The sequence below is a fragment of the Rubrobacter tropicus genome, from assembly GCF_011492945.1.
Taxonomy (GTDB): domain Bacteria; phylum Actinomycetota; class Rubrobacteria; order Rubrobacterales; family Rubrobacteraceae; genus Rubrobacter_D; species Rubrobacter_D tropicus.
Genome location: NZ_CP045119.1, coordinates 1,333,941 through 1,356,550, shown reverse-complemented (window position 1 = coordinate 1,356,550; position 22,610 = coordinate 1,333,941). Strand labels below are relative to the sequence as shown.

22 protein-coding genes are annotated in these 22,610 nt (G+C 67.6%); 1 reads left to right on the top strand and 21 read right to left on the bottom strand.

What is annotated here, in order from left to right:
- Window positions 1-37 precede the first annotated feature (37 nt).
- Window positions 38-3,817 (top strand): methionine synthase, encoded by a 3,780-nt coding sequence (metH, locus tag GBA63_RS06590; protein WP_166174580.1) that lies wholly within the window; start codon window positions 38-40, stop codon window positions 3,815-3,817.
- Window positions 3,818-3,937: 120 nt separating this feature from the next.
- Here metH and GBA63_RS06585 read toward each other — a convergent pair whose 3' ends face one another.
- The 21 genes from GBA63_RS06585 to GBA63_RS06485 form a co-directional block, all read right to left on the bottom strand.
- A complete protein-coding gene (locus GBA63_RS06585; protein ID WP_166174578.1) occupies window positions 3,938-4,492 on the bottom strand; it encodes a GNAT family N-acetyltransferase in 555 nt (184 codons plus the stop codon).
- Window positions 4,493-4,528: 36 nt separating this feature from the next.
- The gene (locus tag GBA63_RS06580) at window positions 4,529-5,146 is read right to left on the bottom strand and encodes a hypothetical protein (RefSeq protein ID WP_166174576.1); all 618 of its coding nucleotides are present in this window, start codon (window positions 5,144-5,146) and stop codon (window positions 4,529-4,531) included.
- Between the two features lie 74 nt (window positions 5,147-5,220).
- Window positions 5,221-5,673 (bottom strand): hypothetical protein, encoded by a 453-nt coding sequence (locus GBA63_RS06575; RefSeq protein ID WP_166174574.1) that lies wholly within the window; start codon window positions 5,671-5,673, stop codon window positions 5,221-5,223.
- 242 nt (window positions 5,674-5,915) lie between these two features.
- Window positions 5,916-6,365: a nuclear transport factor 2-like protein gene (locus tag GBA63_RS06570; RefSeq protein ID WP_166174572.1), complete on the bottom strand. Its 450-nt coding sequence runs from the start codon at window positions 6,363-6,365 to the stop codon at window positions 5,916-5,918.
- On the bottom strand, window positions 6,362-7,261 hold the full coding sequence (locus tag GBA63_RS06565; RefSeq protein WP_166174570.1) for an SDR family NAD(P)-dependent oxidoreductase: 900 nt from the start codon (window positions 7,259-7,261) through the stop codon (window positions 6,362-6,364). The genes GBA63_RS06570 and GBA63_RS06565 overlap by 4 nt, the downstream gene beginning before the upstream one ends.
- Window positions 7,258-7,617, bottom strand: a complete 360-nt coding sequence (locus tag GBA63_RS06560) for a hypothetical protein (RefSeq protein WP_166174568.1) — start codon at window positions 7,615-7,617, stop codon at window positions 7,258-7,260. The genes GBA63_RS06565 and GBA63_RS06560 overlap by 4 nt, the downstream gene beginning before the upstream one ends.
- Before the next feature lie 35 nt (window positions 7,618-7,652).
- A complete protein-coding gene (locus tag GBA63_RS06555; RefSeq protein ID WP_166174566.1) occupies window positions 7,653-8,057 on the bottom strand; it encodes a cupin domain-containing protein in 405 nt (134 codons plus the stop codon).
- Window positions 8,058-8,312: 255 nt separating this feature from the next.
- Window positions 8,313-8,588 (bottom strand): hypothetical protein, encoded by a 276-nt coding sequence (locus GBA63_RS06550; protein WP_166174564.1) that lies wholly within the window; start codon window positions 8,586-8,588, stop codon window positions 8,313-8,315.
- A 23-nt stretch (window positions 8,589-8,611) separates the two neighbouring features.
- Complete coding sequence (locus GBA63_RS06545; RefSeq protein ID WP_166174562.1) at window positions 8,612-9,100, bottom strand: calcium-binding protein; 489 nt, start codon at window positions 9,098-9,100, stop codon at window positions 8,612-8,614.
- 73 nt (window positions 9,101-9,173) lie between these two features.
- Window positions 9,174-9,377, bottom strand: coding sequence for a hypothetical protein (locus GBA63_RS06540; RefSeq protein WP_166174560.1), 204 nt, complete (start codon window positions 9,375-9,377; stop codon window positions 9,174-9,176).
- A 219-nt stretch (window positions 9,378-9,596) separates the two neighbouring features.
- Window positions 9,597-12,050, bottom strand: coding sequence for a tetratricopeptide repeat protein (locus tag GBA63_RS06535; RefSeq protein WP_166174558.1), 2,454 nt, complete (start codon window positions 12,048-12,050; stop codon window positions 9,597-9,599).
- A 451-nt stretch (window positions 12,051-12,501) separates the two neighbouring features.
- Entirely contained in the window at window positions 12,502-13,137 is a 636-nt protein-coding gene (locus tag GBA63_RS06530) for a cupin domain-containing protein (RefSeq protein WP_166174556.1), read from the bottom strand.
- 33 nt (window positions 13,138-13,170) lie between these two features.
- Window positions 13,171-13,536, bottom strand: coding sequence for a DoxX family protein (locus GBA63_RS06525; RefSeq protein WP_166174554.1), 366 nt, complete (start codon window positions 13,534-13,536; stop codon window positions 13,171-13,173).
- A gap of 234 nt (window positions 13,537-13,770) precedes the next feature.
- Window positions 13,771-14,421 (bottom strand): cysteine dioxygenase, encoded by a 651-nt coding sequence (locus GBA63_RS06520; RefSeq protein ID WP_166174553.1) that lies wholly within the window; start codon window positions 14,419-14,421, stop codon window positions 13,771-13,773.
- On the bottom strand, window positions 14,421-14,873 hold the full coding sequence (locus tag GBA63_RS06515) for an ester cyclase (RefSeq protein ID WP_166174551.1): 453 nt from the start codon (window positions 14,871-14,873) through the stop codon (window positions 14,421-14,423). The genes GBA63_RS06520 and GBA63_RS06515 overlap by 1 nt, the downstream gene beginning before the upstream one ends.
- Window positions 14,874-15,137: 264 nt before the next feature.
- Complete coding sequence (locus GBA63_RS06510) at window positions 15,138-17,600, bottom strand: tetratricopeptide repeat protein (RefSeq protein ID WP_166174549.1); 2,463 nt, start codon at window positions 17,598-17,600, stop codon at window positions 15,138-15,140.
- An 87-nt stretch (window positions 17,601-17,687) separates the two neighbouring features.
- Window positions 17,688-18,323 carry a DUF4230 domain-containing protein gene (locus tag GBA63_RS06505; RefSeq protein WP_166174547.1) on the bottom strand — a complete coding sequence of 212 codons (636 nt, stop codon included), beginning with the start codon at window positions 18,321-18,323 and terminating at the stop codon, window positions 17,688-17,690.
- 79 nt (window positions 18,324-18,402) lie between these two features.
- Window positions 18,403-19,353 carry an LLM class F420-dependent oxidoreductase gene (locus tag GBA63_RS06500; protein WP_166174545.1) on the bottom strand — a complete coding sequence of 317 codons (951 nt, stop codon included), beginning with the start codon at window positions 19,351-19,353 and terminating at the stop codon, window positions 18,403-18,405.
- Between the two features lie 162 nt (window positions 19,354-19,515).
- Window positions 19,516-19,728, bottom strand: coding sequence for a YjzC family protein (locus tag GBA63_RS06495; RefSeq protein WP_166174543.1), 213 nt, complete (start codon window positions 19,726-19,728; stop codon window positions 19,516-19,518).
- Complete coding sequence (gene serA, locus GBA63_RS06490) at window positions 19,728-21,308, bottom strand: phosphoglycerate dehydrogenase (RefSeq protein ID WP_207957106.1); 1,581 nt, start codon at window positions 21,306-21,308, stop codon at window positions 19,728-19,730. The genes GBA63_RS06495 and serA overlap by 1 nt, the downstream gene beginning before the upstream one ends.
- The gene (locus GBA63_RS06485) at window positions 21,305-22,516 is read right to left on the bottom strand and encodes a pyridoxal-phosphate-dependent aminotransferase family protein (RefSeq protein ID WP_207957105.1); all 1,212 of its coding nucleotides are present in this window, start codon (window positions 22,514-22,516) and stop codon (window positions 21,305-21,307) included. Before GBA63_RS06485 ends, serA begins: the two co-directional genes overlap by 4 nt.
- Window positions 22,517-22,610: the final 94 nt, after the last annotated feature.

The window sequence follows — 22,610 nt, the reverse complement described above, 5'->3', positions numbered from 1 at the left end:
GCTGATGGCTGAAAGCTGACAGCTAGAATAGAGGCATATGGTTCTTAGAGACGACACGATTCGTGAAGAGCGGGCGGCCAGGTTGGAGAGATTCCAGGCCGCCTTGAAGGAGCGCATCCTGGTATTGGATTGCGCCATGGGGACCATGATCCAGTCCTACGACCTCTCGGAGGAGGACTACCGCGGGGAGCGCTTCGCAGACCGCCCGGGGGAGATCAAGGGGAACAATGACCTGCTCTCGATCACCCAGCCGGGGATCATCCGCGACATCCACGAGGCGGTCCTGGACGTGGGCGCGGACATCATCGAGACGAATACCTTCTCCTCTACCTCTATCGCCCAGAGGGACTACGGGATGGGGGACCTCGCCTACGAGCTGAACTTCGAGGCGGCCCGCGTCGCCCGCGAAGCGGCCGATTCTTATTCGGACAACACTCCGGAAAAGCCGCGGTTCGTGGCGGGGGCGCTCGGGCCGACGAACCGGACGGCTTCGCTCTCGCCGGACGTGAACAACCCCGGCTTCAGGAACGTCGCGTTCGACGAGCTGAAAGAAGCTTACAAGGAGGAGACGCGGGGGCTCGTGGAGGGCGGGGTGGACCTGCTTCTCGTCGAGACCATCTTCGACACGCTCAACGCGAAGGCCGCGATCTTCGGGATTCAGGAGTACCTGGACGAAGAGGGGCTGGAGGTGCCAGTCATGATCTCGGGCACCATCACCGACGCGAGCGGGCGGACGCTCTCGGGGCAGGTGACGGAGGCCTTCTACAACTCCGTCAGGCACGCGGAGCCGATCAGCATCGGGCTGAACTGCGCCCTGGGTTCCAAAGAGCTCAGGCAGTACATCGAGGAGCTTGCCAGGATCTCGGAGACGCACATTAGCGCCTACCCGAACGCGGGGCTGCCCAACGAGTTCGGCGAGTACGACGAGACGCCGGAGTTCATGGCGCAGGAGATCGGGGACTGGGCGGCGAACGGCTGGCTGAACATCGTCGGCGGCTGCTGCGGCACGACGCCCGAGCACATCAGGGCGATAGCCGAGGCCGTCGCGGGCCATCCCCCGCGCGAGTTGCCCGAGCTCGAGCCCAGGTTGCGCCTCTCGGGGCTCGAAGCGCTCAACATCGGGCCCGACTCGCTGTTCGTGAACGTCGGGGAGCGGACGAACGTGACGGGGTCCGCGCGGTTCAAGGACCTGATCCTTGCCGGCGACTACGAGACGGCGCTGGACGTCGCCCGCCAGCAGGTGGAGAACGGCGCGCAGGTAATAGACGTCAACATGGACGAGGGTATGCTCGACGGCGAGGAGGCGATGGTCGAGTTCTTGAACCTCGTCGCGGCCGAGCCGGATATCTCAAGGATCCCGGTCATGATCGACTCCTCCAAGTGGTCGATCATCGAGGCGGGCCTGAAGCGGGTGCAGGGCAAGGCCGTCGTCAACTCCATCAGCATGAAGGAGGGCGAGGAGGAGTTCGTCCGGCAGGCGAGGCTGCTAAAGCGGTACGGGGCGGCCGTGATCGTGATGGCCTTCGACGAGCAGGGGCAGGCCGACACGAAGGACCGGAAGGTCGAGATCTGCACCCGCGCCTACAAACTCCTTACCGAAGAAGTCGGCTTCCCGGCCGAGGACATCATCTTCGACCCCAACGTCTTCGCCATCGCGACCGGCATAGACGAGCACAACAACTACGGCGTCGACTTTATAGAGGCGGTTCGGGAGATAACCGAGACCCTCCCCCACGCCAGGACTTCCGGCGGCATCTCGAACGTCTCGTTCTCCTTCAGGGGCAACAACCCGGTGCGCGAGGCGATCCACGCCGTCTTCCTTTACCACGCGATAAGAGCAGGCCTGACCATGGGCATCGTGAACGCGGGCCAGCTCGCGGTCTACGACGACATAGACGAGGAGCTGCGCGAGGCCGTCGAGGACGTAGTCATGAACCGCCGCGACGACGCCACCGAGCGTCTCCTGGACCTCGCCGAGAAGTACAGGGACAGGGGCGAGGAGGCCGAGGAAGAGGCGCAGGAGTGGCGCTCTTGGCCCGTCGAGAAGCGGTTGGAGCACGCGCTCGTCAAGGGGATAGCGGAGTTCGCGGAGGACGACACCGAGCAGGCGCGCCAGAGGGCGGAGCGTCCGCTGGACGTGATCGAGGGTCCCCTGATGGACGGGATGAACGTGGTCGGGGACCTGTTCGGGGCGGGAAAGATGTTCCTGCCGCAAGTGGTCAAGAGCGCCAGGGTCATGAAGAAGGCCGTGGCGTACCTCATACCGTTTATAGAGGAAGAGAAGGGCGAGGCCCGCAAGCCCAACGGCACGGTCGTCATGGCCACGGTCAAGGGCGACGTCCACGACATCGGCAAGAACATCGTCGGCGTGGTCTTGCAGTGCAACAACTTCGAGGTTATAGACCTCGGGGTGATGGTGCCGGCGGCCAAGATCCTTCAAACCGCGAAGGAGAAGGGCGCGGACATCATAGGCCTCTCGGGGCTCATCACGCCTTCGTTGGACGAGATGGTTCACGTGGCTGGCGAGATGCAGCGCGAGGGCTTCGAGTTGCCGCTGCTCATAGGTGGGGCAACGACGTCCCAGACGCACACGGCGGTAAAGATAGCGCCCGGCTACGGGCAGCCCGTCATACACGTCAAGGACGCCTCCCGCGCCGTCGGCGTCGCCCAGAACCTCGTGAGCGAGAACAAGAAGGACGACTACGCGGCCGGTGTCGCCGCAGAGTACGAGGAGGTCCGCCGCAAGCACGCGGGACGCCGGTCCAGGACGAGGCTGGCCACGCTGGAGAGGGCGCGGGCGAACCGGGCGAGGATCGACTGGGAAGGCTACGAGCCGCCGGAGCCGAAAGTGCTCGGCGTGCGGACGTTCGAGGATTACCCGCTGGAGGAGATCCGGGCCTACATCGACTGGACGCCCTTCTTCCACTCCTGGCAACTCAAGGCGAGCTACCCCCGCATCCTCGACGACCCGGAGAAGGGCGAGGAGGCGCGCAAGCTCTTCGCCGACGCCCAGGAACTCCTCGACCGCATCATCGCGGAGAAGTGGCTGACGGCCCGCGCCGTCTTCGGCCTCTTTCCCGCCAACGCCCTGCCAAACGACTCGCTGGAGGTCTACGCGGACGAATCGCGCGAGGAGGTGCTGACGAACCTGCACCAGCTCCGCCAGCAGAAGCAGAAGCCGCCGGGCCGCCCGAACCGCTCGCTCGCCGACTTCGTGGCACCCAAGGAGACGGGCCTAGCAGACCACGTGGGGCTCTTCGCGGTGACGGCCGGCATCGGGGCCGACGAGGCGGCGCGGCGCTTCGAGGAGGAGAACGACGTCTACAACGCCATCATGGTAAAGGCCCTGGCCGACCGTCTCGCCGAGGCCTTCGCGGAGTTGCTCCACCGTCGCGTCCGCACGGAGTTCTGGGGCTACGCGGCGGACGAGGATCTGGAGACCGATGCCATCATCCGGGAGGAGTACAGGGGCATCAGGCCGGCGCCCGGGTATCCGGCCTGCCCCGAGCACACCGAGAAGCGCACCATCTGGAACCTCCTCGGCGCCGAGGAGAACGCCGGCATCTCGCTCACCGAGAGCTGCGCGATGACGCCTGGGGCCGCGGTCAGCGGCTACTACTTCTCTCACCCGGAGTCCACGTATTTCGGGGTCTCCGAGATCGGACGCGACCAGGTCCAGGACTACGCAGACCGCAAGGGCTGGACGCTCGGGGAGGCTGAGAGGTGGCTCTCACCCAACCTCGCCTACGAGCCCGAGAGCCCGGACGGCGAGGGTGCCACGAAGGTCCCGCAGGCGAGGAGCAAGGCGGCGAGGTAACAGCAGCGTTCACGAAAACCGCGCCGTCAGCGATCAGCCCGCTTCGGCCTGGCGGCCTGCGCTCTCAGCCCTCAGCTTTCTTGTCCATGGCCGAAAGCTGATAGCAGACCGCTGATAGCTTTATTTGTTCTGATCGTTCGTCTTGTGCGGGAGCTCCGTCCGGTGGAGGGCGTAGTAGGGCTCGTCCGGGGCCAGGGGGTTGAGGTTGCCGGCGGGCTTCATGCCGAGCTTCTCGATGACGCGGAGCGAGGCCGTGTTGGGCGGGTCGGCGCCGGCGATCACGCGCTCCAGCCCCGCCTCTTCGAAGGCGTGCCGCAGGCAGGCAAGCGCCGCCTCCGTCGCGAGCCCCCTGCCCCAGACCTCCCGTGTCAACTCGTACGCGAGTTCCATCTCTTCCATGCCGTCCAGACGGACCAGGCCGCAGAAACCGAGCAGGTCAGCCCCACTGCGAAACCTCACGCCGAAGAGGCCGACGTTCCGCGAAGAGAAAGTACGCCGGCTCCGGGCGATGAGAGCCCGGAGAGCGGCCCTGGACACGGGCTCGTCGTCCCACAGGTGGCGGCGCACCGCCGGCTCGTTCGAGATGCGGTGCAGGTCTTCGAGGTCGGCCGCGCCGAGCGGTCGCAGCGTAAGCCGCTCCGTCTTTAGGGTGGGCGCGGGTCCCGATACGTCCATCTCTGGTTCCTCTCTTCGGGCGTAGGCTCGCGATCCTCAAGAAGCTGCTCGAGAACCCTGGGGCGGCATCCTCCTCCCCAGCGCGCCGGCGGAGAAGAGCACGAGGGAGCAGCCTACGGGAAAGAGGAGCTCGTTGAGGCCCTGGGATAAAAGATCGGCCGTCGGCACGGGGCCCGGCGAAGCGCCGAGGGTGAGGGCCAGGATCGTGCCGCCGAAAACGAGCCCGACGGCGAGGCCTACCCCGACGTGCGCCAGCGCCCCTCCCCAGGAGCGGTTCCCGAGCCAGCCGACCAGGAGCCCGAGGCACCCGTACTCGACGCCCTTGACGAAGGCGAGCAGCACCGGCGAGGCCGCGGCACCCTCGGCGCCTGAGACGGCGAGCGCCTGGAGGGTTCCCTTGTGGACGGTCCGGGAGACCTCGAAGGCCAGGGGTGCCGCGAGGAGCCCGAAGAGACCCATCGCGGGAACCTGGATCCTCGAGATCGTCGTCCCGACGGCGAGGCCCACGCACACAAAGACGGACCAGGTGACGTTCCGGATCACGTCAGCCACGAGCGCCTTGAGACCAAGAGCCTCCCCAAACCCGGCGGCGAGCAGCAGCAACAGCCCCTCCATCGCAAGGCCGAGCGCGACGGCGAGCCAGGCCACCCGCAACAGCGTAACGCCCGCATTCCGGGGCGGGGGCCCTCCAGGGGCGGGAGAACCCCCCGAGCCCGCCCGCGCCGCCATCACGCCGGCCGGAAGGCCGAGAGGAGCATCAGCAAAGTCAGTAAGGCCGAGCCCGTGATGGAGAAGGTTCGGGGCCAGTTGTAGCGGACGAGCTCCCGGATCACCTTCACCTGCTTGCCGCCGTTCTCCAGCCTGGCGTGGCGCGGTATTTCGAGCGCAACGGTGACCAGCAGGCCGACCACCCCGCACGCGAGGTTCGCGAGCAACATCCAGAGCGGCACGGATTCCGGCGCGAGGAAGACAAGCGGTATCGTCAAGAGAAAGCTGGCAAAACCGGGGACGATCACGGGCAGCGGGATGCGGCTGCTGTAGAACTTGTGGTAGGCGGTGTACTCGGCCTCCCCAACCTTCCCGAACAAGGGGTAGACGACGATCTGGACCAGCCAGATCTCACCGAGAACGGCGAAAATCAAGCCCGTCCAGGCGATCAAAAACAAGTGAGAGAAGTCCACGACGCTTCCTTTCGATTTTGTCTCTCATGGACGATGCGCGACGTATGCTGGACAGGGTGGAACCACCCTCGGGCCTGCGCGTCGCAGCTTTCCCCCTTCGGGCACGCTCCTCTTCGGACACGCCCTCTCATTCCGGTGGCGCGCCATGCGGGCCTTCTGGACCTCGTGCATGATCAGCAGGTACTCACTCATGCCGTACAAAACCGGCCTCCTTTGATCGCTGCTTAGAGCCATGGGTGTGTTCAGTAGCCGCTAGGCCGGGTCTCAAACGCGTCACGCCCCATCCTCTCGACCCACCGCGCCCGCCACTCCGGGGCCTCGAACGGCTCGGCGAAGTACCACCTGTCCCGCCACATCCTCCCGTCGCGCAGCTCGGAGATCATCACCACGTCGGATGCTCGCCTGTCCCCGTAGTAGCTGACCCCCTCGACGACCCACAGCCCCTCCCTGACCAGCACCCGGCGCAACCGGACGGATGGAGGTTGGGTGGTGGGGTAGGCCTCCTGCATCATTCGCAGGTTCTCCCTGCCCCGAAAACGCTCCCCGGACTGGGGCATCTCCATCACGTAGTCTTCCGGGTGCCGCGCGTCGTATTCCTCTTCGGGGTCGAGCCTGGACAGCAGCCCGGTCAGGAAGCGGGCCGCTTCCTGTTCGTTCATCTTTTCGAGATCGGTCGTCCGTTGCTTCGTCATTTCGTCTCTCCTTTAGATCCGACCTGTTCCAGGTACGGCCGCACGAGTTTCTCGCTGGCGGCCCACAACCCGCTCCGCCTTTCCTGTCTTTGCGCGCGCTTCGGGACCTTGCGCTCTTCCAGCTTCGGGCCGTAGAAGCGGCCCCCGGTGCCCGTGGCCCGAGCATCCTGCGCAAGGTAGACCGGTGTGCGGGCCGCCGTTTCGGGCGACGACGCCAGCAGGCGCAGGACCACAGGCGCCAGGGCGCGCATAACCCGTGGCAGGCCGCGGGCGTTGCGGAAGACGCCGGTGTCCGTCACGCCGGGGAATACGCACGTCACCTCCACCCGTGTGCCGCGCAGCCGGTCAGCCAGCTCCACGCACAGCAGGTCGTTTGCGAACTGGGTGCGGCCTGCCACCCGCGTCCCGGGCCTACCCCGACGGTGCTGCAGGTCGTCGAAGTCCAGGCTGTCCCCGTACATCCCCGCGTTCGAGACGAGGACCAGACGTCCCGAGGGCGCTTCGGTCAAGACGGGCAACAGCCGCCGCGCCAGCAGGTAGCGGGTGAGGTAGTTGAGAACGAAGTTGCGCTCGAGGCCCTCGGACGTCCACTCCGGTATGGTGGACAGAATGCCGGCGCAGAACACCGCCGCGTCAAGCCGGTCGGAGAGACGTGCCACCCTATCGGCCACGCGGGCCGTCTCCGAGAGAAGCGAGAGGTCCGCCGGCAGGAAGACGTGGTCCACCCCGGGGAGTGCCTGACGCAGTTCGTCCAGCACCCGAGATCCGCGCTCCTCGCTGCGGCCGACGAACAGGACTCGGTCGCCGCCGCGGGCGAGCCCGAGCGCCACGGTCCGGCCGATCCCGCCCGTCCCGCCGGTCACGAGCGAGACCCGCTCCCCCGCCCCGGCTGTCACCGCGCCCCCCGATCTGGCACGAGGAAACGAAACCACGCGGACGCCGGCCCCTGGCGGATGCCCGTTTGCTTTGCTGGCCCAGGGTCAGGGACACGGCGGTCAGGCATGGACCCGGACGAGAAACGGGCCACCCCACGCTCATCCACCGCGCGGGCGCCACGCAGCCGTTGCTCGTCTCTCCTCATCATGCCCCCCGAGCCCACGGCAGCGTGCGAGATCGCGTCCAGGCCCAGTACGCCCTGCGGGACCTCGCGGGCTCCAGAGCCCAGCCGGACGACCTTGAGTCGTTCGCCTTCCACGAGTGACCGCGCGGGACCATCCCCCGCCGCCGCGACGCCGTCCGTCTCCTGGTACATCTCTACTCCTTTCGAAACGACATCCCCCACCCGGATCAACCGTCGCCCCGGCCCTCGATGCCGAAACGCGCGCCGACCTCGGGGATGAGAGCGTCGTGCCAGGTTATCCCGTGGCGCTCGCCAAGCCCGGCCCGAGCTTTCCGACGCTCGTCTTCGTCCAACGCGCCCGAGACGATCTCCTCGTATTCGTCGAAGTAACCCTCGAACCTTCCGCCGGGTGTGAGGATCTCCATGATCCTGACCGTCTTCGTGCCCGCGTTGTAGAAGGCGTGGGGTACCGCCCGCGGCTTGACGACGTAGGAGCCGGCCGGGGCCACCACGACCTCGCCGCCGACGTAGCACGTGAGCTCGCCCTCCAGCACGAACGAGCATTCGTCCTCGCGGGCGTGGGTGTGCGGGGGGATCATCCGCCCCGGGGGCAGGCCCCACTCGTCGATCACGAGCGAACCGCCGGTGGCCCCCGCCGTGACCTTGTGGACTATGTCCAGGACCGGAAGATACGCACCCTCGCCCGGGCCGATCAGCTTCTCGTCTTTGGTATTCGTGAGGTTCTCCTCGTCTTCGCGTGCATCGGTACGACGCGACGCCGTTTGCGTCGGGATCGCGGAGGCGGGCGGAGATAGCCGCGCCGTGGTCTTGGACCGCGCCGATTACAGATCCGGTCCTGGCGGTGGTGACTCCCGGAACCCCCGGCGTCAGCGCCTCCGGCCCTTCCCGGACCCGTCGAACAGGAACGTCATGCCCCCTGTAAGGCCCGCGTCTAGCGCGGAACGGGACGTACCGGGGTCGCGCGCGTTTCGCTCCCCGGTCCGCGTGTCCGTATCGACCGCGGTGGTGCGTGGTTCGCGGCGCGTCAGCCGACGCGCGGTATCGTCTATCAGGGAGATCCAGCCCGACTTCGACGGGACCTCGCGCCCGGCCGCACCGGGGACGCTGCCGATGATCCCGGCGTGCTTTACCGACTCTTTCATGTCCGTTCTCCTTCCGATCTCCCCTACGAGCGGTTCACCCTCTCGCAGTCGGGGTCCACGACGTCGTTGTGGCCGGCTTCCACGAAATCCTCGCCGGTTCCGCAGCGGATCACGTCGACAGAATCCGGACCCGGGTCGCCGATCCGGTCGTCGCCGGCACCGCCGAGCAAGAGGTCGGCGCCCGACCCGCCCACTATCAGGTCGTCACCGCCGTTGCCCTCGACCCGGTCGTCGCCGAAGCTGCCGTAGAGGCCGGGAACGTTGGGGCCGATGTCGAAGCCGGGGTTGTCCCCGCCGGGGCCGCCCCGGATCAGGTCGTCACCGAAGCCGCCGTAGACGCCGTCCGCGCCGCCCAGGCCGTGGAGCGCGTCGCCGCCCCCAAGGCCCTTGATCACGTCTTTTGAACCGGTGCCCGATATTGTCTCGGGCGCGCTGGTACCGACGAGGTTTGCCGCCATCGCCGCCCCGGCCGGAACCAGTACGAGCATCGTCACGAGCGCAAGGACCGCCATCTTTTTCATCTTGTGTCACCCCATATCGTTCGAGAAGGGCCGGGGCGTTCCGGCCCCGGCCAATACCGCCTCTTCACGCCGTGAGCGGCATCCTCCGGTCGGCTTCGCGGCGCTTCGCCTCTTCGAACACGCGGACCCTGGCGTCCGCGGACAGCCACGACAGGTGGTCCAGATGGCCGCAATCGGGACACTTGAGCGCCCGCCTTCCGTCGCCGTCCGTAACGGGCTCTCTGTCCTCGATCTCGCCCGCCCGGCCGCAGTAGCAACTCTCCCGCATGCCGTTCACCTCCTTCGACCTTGTCTGGCCTGTTTCCTTAACGTCGGATCTCAGCATGCCCCCGGCGACACACCTGCGCATCGCGCGAACTACGTAATCGCGCGAAGTCCGCGCGTGGTAGGTGCGCCTAGTACCGATGCATTACTAAGGCCTCCAAAGGGGCTGTTCTAGAGCACCCCTCAGAAGCAACCAGCTTCCGAAAGCCGATGGCTGACAGCTCTAGATGAGGCCGTGCTCGATCGCCGCGCGCGTGGCGGCGGTGCGGGAGTTGACGCCGAGCTTGCGGTAGACGTTCCTGAGGTGCTGGCCGACGGTGCGGGGGCTGAGGTAGAGCTTGCCCGCCACCTGATGGTCGGTGAAACCCTCGGCCACGAAGCCGAGCACCTCGACCTCGCGGGCGCTGAGACCCATCGCCGGGTCGGCGCCGTTCGGGGCCGCGCGGACCTCCGCCTCGAGGGCGTACTCGTAGACGTGGTGCAGGTCCATCGCCGCGCCTTTCGCCCTTGCCCCGGCGAAGGAATCCTCGCCGAGCGCGGCCCTCGCGACCGCGGCGTCGCGTTCGCGGTCTGGCCGCTCGCAGGGCGGCACGGGGTCCGAGAGAACCTCGCGCAGCCCTCCGGCCGCGCCCAGCAGGATCGCCGCCCGCTCGGGGTCGGCGGAGGTCCCCGCCAGTTCCTCGAACAGGCTGGCCGTGCGCCACCGGTCGCCGAGGTCCCGGTGCAGGGCCAGGCTCTCGCCAAGCAGCTCCGCCGCCCGGCCGGGCCGATCCTCGCGCCGCGCCAGGACGCCAAGCCCGTTCAGCGACCAGGCGGCGGCCTCCCGGTAACCGGCCCTCCTGGAGAGCGCCAGGCCCTCATCCAGCAGGGCGGCCGCCCTGGTGTGATCTCCACCATAGAGCGCCGCGAACCCGAGGTTCATCAAGGACCAGGCAACGCCTTCGCCGTCGCCGAGGTTCCTGAAGGCATCCAGGGCCTCCGAGCAAAGGTCTTCCGCCCGGCCGAGATCCCCCCGGAGCCAGGCCACGAAGCCGAGGTGGTTGAGGGACTGGGCGACGCCCCGGGCGTCGCCGTGCTCGCGGCACAGCGCCAGGCTCTCGGAGTGGAGAGTCTCGGCCTCCGCGTAGCGGCCCTGCTCGCGCGCGATGCTCCCGAGCACCCGTACGGCGCCGGCGACGCCCGGGGCGTCGTCGAGGCTCCGGTAGAGGGCAAGGCCTTCCTCGATGCGCCACCTCGCCGGCGCGTACTCGGAGCGCAGGAAAGCGAAATACCCCGCCGCCACGAGCGCCTTCGCGCGCAGCGGGGCCGGAGCGTCATCGCCCGCGGTGAGCGCCGCGTCGAGCCAACCGCGCCCCTCGTCGTAGCGCCCGCGTAAAAACCAGAACCACCACAGCGCGCCCGACATCCGCAGGGCCGGGGCGGGGTCCTCCCCGTTCGCGTACCATCCCAAAGCAGCGCGGAGGTTGCCCTGGTCGACATCGAGCCTCCCGAGCCACGCGACCTGATGCTCCCCGAGAAGCCCCGTGCCGGCCTCCCCGGACAACTCCAGGAAGAAGCCCGCGTGCCTGGTCCTGACGGCACAGGCCTCCCCCGACTCCTCCAGCTTCTCCGCGGCGTAACGGAGCACGGTCTCGAGCATCCGGTAGCGGACCTCGTCCCCGCCGGGAACCGCGACGACCAGCGACTTGTCCACCAGGCAGGACAGCAACCCGAGGACCTCGTTCCCCTCGACGGCGCCGCCCGCGCCCACCGCCTCGGCGGCCCCGAGCGAGAAACCGCCCGCGAACACAGAGAGCCTGCGGAAGAGCAACTTTTCTTCCGGGGCCAGCAGCCCGTAGCTCCAGTCCATGGTGGCTTTCAGGGTCCTGTGGCGGGGCATCACGGTCCGGCCGCCGCCGGTGAGCAGGAGGAACCGGTCGTCGAGGCGGGCGGAGATCTGGGCCGGCGAGAGCACCCTGACCCTCGCGGCGGCGAGCTCGATGGCAAGGGGTATGCCGTCGAGCCTGCCGCAGATCCTGACGACGTCCGCCGCGTTGTCTTTGTCCAGCGCGAAGCCGGGCGCCGCCGCCGCGGCCCGCTCGACGAAGAGCCTGACGGCCCCGAAGCGCAAGAGGTCCGCGGGGTCCTGGGCGCTTTTCGGGTCCGGAAGTGAGAGCGAGGGGACGGGCCAGGCGACCTCACCCGCCAGGCGGAGCGCTTCGCGGCTGGTGGTCAGGACCGTCAACCCCGGACAGGAGCGGAGCAGGGCGTCTACGAGATCGGCGCAAGCCTCGATCAGGTGCTCGCAGTTGTCCAGCACCACCAGCGACTCCCTGGTCTTCAGGTGGTCCAGCATCGCCGCCGTCGGCGACTCGCCCGTCCCCCATCGCACACCGAGGACCCGTGCTGCGGCCTCGGGCAGGAGCGCCGGGTCCGAGAGGGCGTCGAGCTCGACCCAGAAGACCCCGTCCCGGAAACCCCCGGCCGCGTTCGCGACCGCGTTGGCGGCGGCGAGCGCGAGCCGCGTCTTGCCGCATCCCCCCGGTCCGACGAGCGTCAGGAGCCGGCCCGAGACGAGCAGGGAGCTTACCTCGGCCAGCTCCCGCCCGCGTCCTACCAGGCTGCTTACCTCGAACGGCGGGGTGCCGGGCGGGCGTCCCCGCGCCCGTTTCGTATCCATCACCGCGTTGCCCGACACTGCTAACCATCCTTCCGCGGGCACCGGAACGACGTCGGTCGGCGACCGCACCCAAGTATCTTGAAGCCCCGGATGCCGCCGCGCATCACCCAAACGCGTGATCTTCCAGATATACCGGGTTGCACGAGGACCGAACCCGGAGGTTATAAAGGTTTTGGGGTTTTGAGGCATCAAGGTTTTGAGGGGCGCGTCTCGAAACCGGAAGGGGACCCCGACCCTCCACCCCTAAAAGCCTAAGAACCTGAAAGTCCCAAAACCTCCGCAACTCGTGGCCCGTTCGCGATGGGCCCCATCCTTCCGCAAACCGCTGTAAACCCGGGTGCGGCGGGAGGCCCGCGGGTGAGTGCTTCCCTCACGGGTCCCGGATGCGACGCGCAAGGACCGCCGTGGTCCGTCGGGCATCACGACGCCCGTGGACGGTTCCGTCGACGTTACGGGCTACGCGGTCGAATCAGCCCGTTTGCGGTTGCCGAGAAGATCCGGACCGCCCGTACCCGGGCCAGGGCTCGACCTCGACGAACCCCGAAGGTCCGTACCCGGGGTAGACGGCCCGGTAACCGAGGAGCCTCGCGACGGGCGCGAGGACCCCGAACAGGACCTTCTGCAGCGCCCGCGGGGGCTGGACGAAGCGGATCACGTCGTCGAACTCCCTGGCGAGGAGCGCGGCCCGCAAGAGGTTCGGCCTGCCCTTCGCGTCCGTCTTGCCCTCGCGGGCCATCCCGAAGAGGTTGGAGAGCATGGTTACGAAACCATCGAGCAGACGCGCCTCGCCCCGCAGCTCGACGACGACGTGCGCCTCCTCGTCCCCGGCATTCCACCAGTAATGGGCGACCCCGGGCGGGACGACGAGCCTGCGACCCGGTCCGGCCACGTCCTCGCGCCCGTCGACCCGAAAGCCGACGCTACCCGCGACCACCGTGAAGACCTCCTCGATGGCCGGGTGGACGTGCTCCCCGGCCACCGCCCCGCCCGGGCTGACGTAGAGGTCGGCGATTGCCAGCCTCCCGCCGGACTCCTCGGAACCGACGCGGACGACCACGTACTCGCCGGTCACCGGATTTTCGTGTACGTCTCCTGCACGGCTCATAACTTCTCCTTTTTTTCGAGTCTGGTGTACTTGTTAGAGCGGGAGCGCGAACCATCTCGCGTACGCCACGAAAGCCGCGAGCGCGAGCAAAACGGCGGTGATAACGGTCGGCGGAACCTCCCCGCGCGACAGGTGGAAAGGCACCGCGCCGCACATGATGGGCACGAGGCCGGCCGCCGCCAGCGGGGTAAGCCAGGGAAGAAGCCCGGTCAGGCCGGGCAAGATGAGGCCGAACGGCGCGAGGACCTCAGCCACGTAGATAAGCTGCATCAACCCGGCCGGGAACGGCGACTGCTCCTTGATCTTGCGCATCGCTTTCGAGGGGAACAGGAATAGCAGCCCGTGCGCCAGAAACACGAAGGCCAGCATCGCCTGCATCGTCCACAAGAGTGTGTTCATCATTCAACCCTTTCCCGAACCTCGTCCGGCGGCAAGACTTCCATGTGCCTGCCTATGATCCCCATCATCCTGCGCATCCCAGGGAGCGCTCGCCGCCCGTCTCGAGGAATGTCGCGTAATCTTTCTGAACCGGGTTGTAGGTTCGTCGCTTCGCGGCGCTCGTCGTTTTTTCGATCTTCTCCTGGTTTTTCAAAGGTTCTCCCCCGGCAAAGATTCTGATTCTGCGGGGTCGCCCTACGCGGCCCTGGACTGCCCGCCGGCTTCTCCCGGATCTTCTGCCCGGTCGCAGACGTGGTCGCGGGAGGGGTCGTAGTCCCGGCCGTCGATCCCCGCCGTTCTCGGACCGTAGAGGTGGACCGAGACGGCGGTCTCGTCTCCCAGGTTCGTCATGCTGTGGATGCCTCCATCGCCCGGCAGCACGGTCGAGGCACCGTCATCCGGGCTCCACCGGATCTGCCACGCCTTCTCCAGACGGGCGTGGTCGGGGCGGGAGCCGTCGTCGAGGCGCGTGTAGCGTTTCTCCAGCAAGGAGCCCGCGACGCAGCGGTAGACGCCCCAGGAGGAGTGGTCGTGGACCCTGGTCCCCGTACCCGAGGGCCAGACGAAGACCTGCAGGGAGTAGGCGTCGCCCTCGTGGCGACGGGCCACGTACCAGTTCTCGGCCCCCTCCGCCTCATTCAGGATCGAGGGGACCTCGACCTCCAGAAAGGAGGGGTCCTCTGCGAGATCTTCCAGGAACGGGACGGCCTTTCGCAGGGCCGTTTCCGTGGAAAGCGCGGAGATCTCTTGCAACCCGTCGACGTCGGGCGCGAACGGGGTAGTCCGACGCGCCACCGGACACAACAGCTTGAGGCCGCCGTTGCGGCACTTCGAAAAGATGCCCATTACGCGCTCCTTGCCGCGTCGATGGACGGTTCGGGGGCGTGGATGACGCCAAGCTGGCGCATGGCGCCCAGGTCGTCGCGGCCGACGCGGTGCTCGACAGCCTTGCCTTCCCTCAAGCGGTAGATGTGGATCTCGCCCACCTCTATCCTCCTGCCGGTCGGCGGCATGCCCATGAACTCCCCCTCGTGGGTGCCGGTCAGGGTGCAGCGCAAGACGACCGCGTCGCCCTCGGCCACCACCTCTTCCACCTCGTGGCGGTTGTCCGGGAAGCCGACGGTGACCACCCTGACGGTCCTTTTCATCTCTTCGGGGCCGAACGGCTGCGCGACGAACCCGGTATCGTAGTTGACGGCACCTCTGGCGATCAGCTCGTCGGCTACCTCCAGCTTCCGTTCGTTCCAAAGCTCGTCGTAGATGCGCCGGATAGTCCTCTTGTTCTCTTCTTTCGACACGCGCTTTCCTTTCTCTGTGGCCCTCGCCGACCGACCTCGTCTCCTCCGTCCGACTCAGGCTTGAAAACTTTTCGGGAGCTTGCAGAAAGATGTTAGGAGCGAGGGGGTGCCCGTCCATCGGTAGACCTACGCAACTTCATTCCGAAGGCGAAATCGGTTGGCCAGGCAGGAATGCGTAACGCAAACGTCGTAGAAAGAAGCGGCGCCTGCCCTCGATTTCCGGTCTTGCTGAAAGCTGATGGCTGAAAGCCGACGGCTATCGGCCTAGATCAGCCCTCGTTCGAGCGCGGCTTTGGCGGCGGCGGCCCGCGAGGGGACGCCGAGTTTTCTGTAGATGGTTCGGAGATGGTGGCCCACGGTGCGGGGGCTCAGGAACAGCTTCTCGGCTACCTCGGCGTTCGTGAGCCCCTCTGCGACCAATCCCAGGACCTCGACCTCGCGCGCGCTCAAGCCGTGCGGCATCGGGGCGGCCGAGCGGGGGGCCGGCGCTTCTTGCATGGCGAGGGCCGTGGCCTCTTCGAGGCCCACCGCCCGTCCCGCGGCCAGCGCCTTCTCGAACCGCTCTTCGCCAAGGGCGGCGCGCGCGGCGGCGAGCCCGTCGTCGCGGTCGGCCCGCTCCACGGGGGGTATCGGGGCGGAGAGGCTCTCGCGCAGGGCCTCCGCCGCCCCGAAGAGCCTCGCGGACCGCTCCGGGAGGACCCGCGCCGCTGTTGCGAGGCCTTCGATCACGCTGGCGATCCGCCACCGGTCGCCCAGTTCCCGATGCACCTTCAGGCTCTCCCGCAGCATCTTCCCGGCACCGGGGCCATCCCCACTACGGTGCGCGGCGGCGCCGAGCTGGTTCAGGGACCAGGCCACACCCTCCCTGTAGCCCACGCGGCGGGCGGCGGAGAGGGCTTCTTCGAGGAGCGTCCTGGCCCTGTCGGGCTCTCCGCCGTAAAGCGCGGCGGAGCCGAGGTTGATCAGGGCCCACGTAACCCCCTCCGCATCCCCGAGATCCCGAAAAGTCTCCAGGGACGACTCGCACAGCTCCACGGTCCGAGCGTATTTTTCTTGCAACCAGGCCACGAACCCGAGGTAGTTGAGCGAGCGGGCGGCCTCGTATCCGTCGCCGAGCCCGCGCCACAACGCCAGGCTCTCCTCGTGGTACGCCTCGGCCCGGGCGTACCGGCCGCGCTCCCGCGCCACGCTACCGAGCATCTGCAGGGCCGAGGCCTCGCCGGGCCGGTCGCCGAGCTCCCGGTGGAGCGTGAGCCCCTCCCCAAGCCGCTCTTCGGCCCGTTCGTAGTCGCACCGGAGCAGGGCGAGGACGCCGGCCCCGGTGAGGGCCTTCGCGCGCGCCGCCGCGGGGGCCGGCCCTTCTAGCGCGAGCGCCCCCTCGAGCCAGCCGCGGCCCTGCCCGTAGTGGCCGCGCAGGTAACAGAAGCGCCACAGGGCGCCGGCCAGCCTCAGCCCCGTCTCGGCGTCGCGCCCGGCCGGGCCGAGGGCCCAGCCCATCGCCGCCCGGAGGTTGCCGAGGTCCGACTCCAGGCGGTCGAGCCAGGCCTCCTGGCCGGCGCCGAGGAGTTCCGGCTCCGCGCGTTCGGCGAACTCCACGAAAGAGGCGGCGTGCCGGCGCCGGATCCCCGGCCCTTCCGAAGAGTATCCGAGCTTCTCCTGCGCGTACTGGCGGACCATCGCCAGCAGCCTGTAGCGGGCTTCCCCGTCCCTGTCGACCACGTAGACCAGGGATTTATCCACCAGGCGCGAGAGCAAGAGCAACACGGCGTCCTCTTCCAGGCCGTCGCCCGCGCAGACCTTCTCGGCCATCCCTATCCCGAACCCGTCCACGAACACCGCGAGCCGGCGAAAAAGGACCCGCTCCTGCTCCGGGAGCAACTCGTGGCTCCAGTCGAGCGCGCCGCGCAAGGTCCTGTGACGGGGAACGGCGGACCTCCTTCCTTCCGTGAGAAGCCCGAGGGCGTCGTCGAGGCGGCGGTCGACCTGCTCCACCGAAAGCACCTTCACCCGGGCCGCCGCCAACTCTATGGCGAGGGGTATACCGTCGAGCCTCTCGCAGACGTCCACGACCGCCGCCGCGTTGTCTTTGTCCAGCGCGAAGCCGGGCGCCGCCGCCGCGGCCCGCTCGACGAAGAGCCTGACGGCCCCGAAGCGCAAGAGGTCCGCGGGGTCCTGCGCGCTTTTCGGGTCCGGAAGTGAGAGCGAAGGCACCCGCCAGGCGACCTCACCCGCCACGTTCAGGAGCTCCCGGCTGGTGGTCAGGAGCTTCAACCCAGGGCAGGACCGCAGCAGCAGGTCGGCCAGGGCCGCGCACTCCTCCACCAGATGCTCGCAGTTGTCCAGGACGAGGAGAAACTCCCCGTCCTCCAGGCACTCGACGGCTGACTCGACGGGCGAGAGCCCCGGCGCCTCCCGCGCGCCAACGGCCGACGCGACGGCGCCGGGTACGAGGTCCCCCTCAGAGATCCCGGAGAGCCACACCCACGCCACACCGTCTGCGAACCTGTAGGCGACCCGGTCCACGGCCGCGAGCGCGAGGCGGGTCTTGCCAGCGCCGCCCGAGCCCGTCAACGTGAGCAGGCGGGTCTGTTCGAGGAGGTGCTCGACCTCCCCGATCTCCCTCTCCCGCCCCACAAAGCTCGACAGCTGCAGCGGCGAACCGCCCGTCCGGCCCGGCCGGGCAAAAGTCCGCGTGGGGTTTCCTCCGGTGCTGCGCGGTGCCGTCATCGCCTGGCGCTCCGACTCCCGTCGGGGTCCGTGCCGCCTACAGGTTACAGCCCAAAGACGCCGAACGCACCCCCGAACCGGAGCACCTTACTCGAAACGCACCTCTTTGAAGCCCAGAACCTCTACGAAAGCACGGATCGAGTTCTCGGCGTTCGTCTCCGCGGTGCCGAGGACGCCGTTCTCGCGGGCGGCTGCCTCGATCCTCTCCTCCGCCGTGGCGCGGGCCTCTTCCACCAGGTCGTCGTCGGGCCGCACGTTCAGGAGGCTGTAGTCGCGGTCGTAGACGCGGGTCCTGTCTTCGTCCAGGCTGGCGGAGAGGACCTCCGGCTCGGGCAGGCGAATCGTGACGGTGTCGTCCCTGACCTCCACGTCACCGTCGCCTATCTCCGAGAGATCCACCCCCGCCTCGACGTTCCCGGACGCCACAAGGAGGACTTCCTCGCCGGAGAACAGACGCTCCAGAAAGTCTCCTCCGCTCTCACGCGTCACTATGATCGACTCGGTAGTGCGCACGGTGGCGAGTTGATCGAGCTCCCTGACCCCCTCGACGACGACCGGGCTCGTGGTCGTCCGGGCCGGCCTCTCCTGCAGGAGCGGACCCAACAAAGGCACCCTCTCGGCGAAGTCGAAGCGGCTGATCCCGACGCCGAGCCCCACGCTCAAGACGACGATGACCAGCGCCAGAACGAACGTGGTAGCGAAACTCCCGCCTTTTTTGCCCACAACCGACCTCCCCGCGAGAAAAGAAGAATTCCTGCGGATTATATCCGGGCGCGGGGAGGAAGGTCTTGAAGGGTTTTCTCTAGCCGAACTCCGGCAGGATCTCCTTGCCGAAGAAGTCGAAGAAGGCTTTCTGGTTGGGGCCGATCTGCTGCACGTAGACCTCGTCGTAGCCGGCCTCGGCGAACTGCCGCAGCATCCCACGATACTTCTCGGGGTCCGGCCCGCAGGGCACCGCCTCGGCCATCATCTCCTCCGTAACGAGTTGGCTGGCCTGCTCGAAGTGCCGAGGCGTCGGCAGGACCTGCGCCAGCTCCCCGGGCAGCCCCTCGTTCGGCCAAGTGCGGTGCGCCGTCCTCACGCACTCCGCCTCGTCGTCCCCGTAGCAGGCCTTGAAGGCGCTGTGCGCGGGCTTGTTCCCGCCGCCCGAAGAACGGTAGAGTTCCAGAAGCTCCGCGTCGGGGCCGACGTTCACGTAACCGTCCCCGATCTCCGCCGCAAGCCGCACGGCCTTCGGGCCGAACCCGGAGATGAGAACGGGCGGCGGCTCGTCGGGCAGCGTGTAGATTCTGGCGTTCTCCACGACGTAGTGCCGGCCCTCGTAGTCCTTCGTGCCGCCCTCCCACAAGAGGCGCATGACCTCCACCGACTCCTCAAGCATCTCGAGCCTCACGTCGGCCGAGGGCCACGCGTCGCCGAAGATGTGCTCGTTCAGCGCCTCTCCGGTGCCGATGCCCAGGTTGAAGCGCCCCCCGAGCATCACGGCGGAGGTCGCGGCGGCCTGCGCGATAACGGCCGGGTGGATACGCATCGTCGGGCAGGTGACGGCGGTAGTAACGGGCAGCGCCGTCGTCTGGGAGAGGCCCCCTATCACGCTCCACACGAACGGGCTGTTGCCCTGCGCCTCGACCCAGGGATGGTAATGGTCGCTGATCCACAGCGCCTCGAACCCCGCCTCCTCGGCCATCCGCGCCTGCTCTACCAACTCCCCCGGCCCGAACTCTTCGCAAGAAAGGAAATATCCGACCTTCATAGAGCCTCCCGGTAAAGACGTTACTCGACCCCGCTAGAGTACCCCGAACGTACAGGTTTCAGGCATCAGGCTTCAGAGGGTGCTTATGCGACGTTGCCCGGACCACAATCGCAACCGGGATGACTTCACCTGACTGCTGATACCTGCGGCCTGATGCCTACCCTACGCCTGGATGTTCGTCTGCCTCCAGCGGGTGTGCTCTCCGAGGTTCTCGGCCTCCGGGAACTCCTCGCCCTTGGCCAGCTGGACCCGGATAGGGGGCAGCATCGTCCCCCGATCGCAGACGAAGGTGCCGGAGAACGGGGCCTTCTCACCCGGCCTGAAGGTCGGGCCGTACGAGCGGTAGCGGGCAAGGATCTCGTCCAGGCTCGCCATCACAGCGTTACCGCGCGGGCCTCGTTGAAGCCCGGCGTCTGGAGGAAGGTCTTGAGGACGTCGTCGGGGACGGGCTCGTCGACGGTGACGGCCATCGCGGCGCGGGAGCCCGGCTCGCCACGGCCCACCGCCATGTTGCCGATGTTTATGCCGTGCTCGCCGAGGATGGTGCCGACCCTGCCGATCATACCGGGCACGTCCTCGTTCCGGATGAAGAGCATGTGCTTCTCGGGCACCACGTCGAAGTCGAAGCCCATCGCCTCGACCAGCCGAGGCTGCATCTTCGGGCCGCTCAAAGTCCCGCTCACCACGTTCTCCCCGCCCTCGCCGTCGAGCCTGAGCACGACGAGGCTCGTGTAGTCGTGGCTCTCGGAGATCCTGGCGGTCTCCAGGCGCAGGCCCCTCTCCTTCGCGAGGATGGGGGTGTTCACGAAGTTGAGCGGCTCGAAGACCATCGGCGCAAGCAGGCCCTTCTGGGCCGAGACGTCGAGCAGGCGGGTGTCGAAGTTCGCCACCTCGCCCCTGTACTCGACCTTGAGCGTGTCCCCGGGGCGGTCGGTTAGCTGGTAGAGCAGGCTGCCCAGTTCCTCGCACAGCCCGGAGAACTGGGCCACGAACTCCGCGCCTTCCCCGACCGGCACGGGGGCGTTTATGGCGTGCATCGGGACCTGTCCCCTGAGCGCGGTGGCCACCTGTTCGGCGGCCGTGATGCCGGCCCGGTCCTGGGCTTCCGCCGTGCTGGCGCCGAGGTGCGGGGTGACCACGACGTTGGGGAGGGAGAAGATCGGGGACTCCGTCGTGGGCTCCTCGGCGAAGACGTCGAGCGCGGCCCCGCCTACAACGCCCTCTTTCAGAGCGTTGTAGAGCGCCGTCTCGTCCACGATGCCCCCGCGCGCCACGTTTATCAGGTAGGCGGTTGGCTTCATCTTCGCGAGGGACTGCTCGTTCACGAGCCCCATCGTCTGCGGCGTGCGCGGGACGTGCAGGGAGATAAAGTCGGCGTTCTCGAAGACCTCGTCGGTGGTCTCGGCCCGCTCGACGTTCATCGAGCGCATCCTATCCTCCGAGACGTAAGGGTCGTAGGCCAGGACCTTCATCCCCATGCCTATGGCGCCGCGGGCGACGATGGCCCCGACGTGGCCGAGGCCCACGAGCCCCAGCGTCTTCTCCCTGACCTCGACACCCTTGAACGCGCTCCGCTTCCACTCCCCGTTTTTGAGCGAGGCGTCGGCCGCGGGGATGCGCCTGGCGGCGGCGAGCATGAGGCCTAAAGTGTGCTCGGCCGCGGCAACGGTGTTGCTCTCCGGGGCGTTGGCGACGATGACGCCGCGCTTGGTGGCCGCCTCTATGTCTATGTTGTCCACGCCGATGCCGGCGCGGCCTATGGCCTTCAGGTTGTCCGCCCGGTCTATCACCTCGGCCGTCACCCGGGTGGCGCTGCGGATGATGAGGCCGTCGTACTCGCCGATCTTCTCCAACAGCTCGTCCGCGCTCAGGTCGAGGAGGACGTCCACGTCGAAGTCCTTCTTCAGAAGCTCGATGCCCGGTTCGGCGAGCTTCTCGGGGATCAGGACCTTCAAGCGGTCACCCCGCTCTTGGAGAAGACCCGCTGGGCCGCGCCGACGCCCTTCCCAAGCTCGACGGGGAAGTCCAGCGATTCGAGCGCAAGCTCCGTGGCGGCTATCGTGGCGATAATGTCGAAGGCGTCGAAGTAGCCGCAGTGGCCGATGCGGAAGATCCTGCCGGCCATGTCCGCCTGGCCGCCGGCGATCTGGATCCCGTGCTCCCGGAAGATCATGCGGACCAATTGCTTCCCATCAACCCCCTCTGGCACCCACGCCGCCGTAACGGCGCTATTCAGATCCTCGTCCGGCCCGAAGAGCGAGAGCCCCATCCCCTTTATGCCCTCGCGCGAGGCGCGCCCGAGCAGTACGTGGCGCCCGAAAACGTTCTCCACCCCCTCGTCAAGAAGCTGCCGCAGGGCGACGTCGAGCTGGATGATGAGGCTTACGGCGGGCGTCCAGGCGGTCTGGGCCGGGTCCTTGGCGTAGGCCTTCTTGGCCGCCGTCCAGTCGAAGTAGAAGCGGGGCATCTTTGCCTCTTCGTGCATCCGCATCGCCCGTTCGCTGACGCTCACGAACCCGAGGCCGGGCGGCGTCATCAGGGCCTTCTGCGAGCCCGCGACCACCACGTCGATGCCCCAGTCGTCGGTGCGCAGCTCGCACGCCCCGAGGCCAGAGACCGCGTCCACGATGGTCACGACGTTCGACGCGGCCTTCGCGAAGCCCTCGATGTCGTTGACGGTGCCGGTCGAGGTCTCCGAGAGCACGCAGACGGCGGCCTTTATCTCCGGGTCGTTCGCCAGGGCCTCCGCGACCTCGTCGTTGTCCGCCTTCTGGCCCCAGTCGTACTTCAGTTCCGTCACCTCGAGGCCGAAGGCCTTGCCGACCTTCACCCAGCGACCGCCGAAGTTGCCGTTATTGACGACCAGGATCTTGTCCCCGGGCGAGAACAGGTTCTGGACGGCGCCCTCGAAGGCCCCCGTCCCGCTCGCCGCGTACGTGAACACGTCGTTCTCCGTCAAAAAGACCCTTTTCAGGGCCTCGTTGACCCTGGTAAAGACCTCGCCGAACTCGGGCGTCCTGTGGTGGATGATCGGCAACGCCCCCGCCGCCGAGACCTCCGGCGGTATCGGCGTCGGTCCGGGCGACATGAGACGGTACTTGTTCATCATGGTTTCGGAGGTTCCTCTCTTGCTGCGGACTACTCGATGCCCCATTGTAGCCATGATCCTTTCCAATGGCTACATGATGGCGCAGACCTCTAACAAACTGTTGCTTTCGCCCGGGAACCGCCCCTTCTGTATACTGCCCGGCGTCGAA

Bases quoted from the DNA above. Each gene is read 5' to 3' on its own strand.
- GBA63_RS06560 (WP_166174568.1), bottom strand. From the start codon at position 7,617: ATGTACCAGGAGACGGACGGCGTCGCGGCGGCGGGGGATGGTCCCGCG.
- GBA63_RS06530 (WP_166174556.1), bottom strand. From the start codon at position 13,137: ATGAGCCGTGCAGGAGACGTACACGAAAATCCGGTGACCGGCGAGTAC.
- GBA63_RS06510 (WP_166174549.1), bottom strand. From the start codon at position 17,600: ATGACGGCACCGCGCAGCACCGGAGGAAACCCCACGCGGACTTTTGCC.
- GBA63_RS06550 (WP_166174564.1), bottom strand. From the start codon at position 8,588: ATGAAAGAGTCGGTAAAGCACGCCGGGATCATCGGCAGCGTCCCCGGT.
- GBA63_RS06585 (WP_166174578.1), bottom strand. From the start codon at position 4,492: ATGGACGTATCGGGACCCGCGCCCACCCTAAAGACGGAGCGGCTTACG.
- GBA63_RS06520 (WP_166174553.1), bottom strand. From the start codon at position 14,421: ATGGGCATCTTTTCGAAGTGCCGCAACGGCGGCCTCAAGCTGTTGTGT.
- GBA63_RS06500 (WP_166174545.1), bottom strand. From the start codon at position 19,353: ATGAAGGTCGGATATTTCCTTTCTTGCGAAGAGTTCGGGCCGGGGGAG.
- GBA63_RS06540 (WP_166174560.1), bottom strand. From the start codon at position 9,377: ATGCGGGAGAGTTGCTACTGCGGCCGGGCGGGCGAGATCGAGGACAGA.
- GBA63_RS06570 (WP_166174572.1), bottom strand. From the start codon at position 6,365: ATGACGAAGCAACGGACGACCGATCTCGAAAAGATGAACGAACAGGAA.
- GBA63_RS06485 (WP_207957105.1), bottom strand. From the start codon at position 22,516: ATGGCTACAATGGGGCATCGAGTAGTCCGCAGCAAGAGAGGAACCTCC.
- metH (WP_166174580.1), top strand. From the start codon at position 38: ATGGTTCTTAGAGACGACACGATTCGTGAAGAGCGGGCGGCCAGGTTG.
- GBA63_RS06495 (WP_166174543.1), bottom strand. From the start codon at position 19,728: ATGGCGAGCCTGGACGAGATCCTTGCCCGCTACCGCTCGTACGGCCCG.
- GBA63_RS06545 (WP_166174562.1), bottom strand. From the start codon at position 9,100: ATGGCGGTCCTTGCGCTCGTGACGATGCTCGTACTGGTTCCGGCCGGG.
- GBA63_RS06525 (WP_166174554.1), bottom strand. From the start codon at position 13,536: ATGAACACACTCTTGTGGACGATGCAGGCGATGCTGGCCTTCGTGTTT.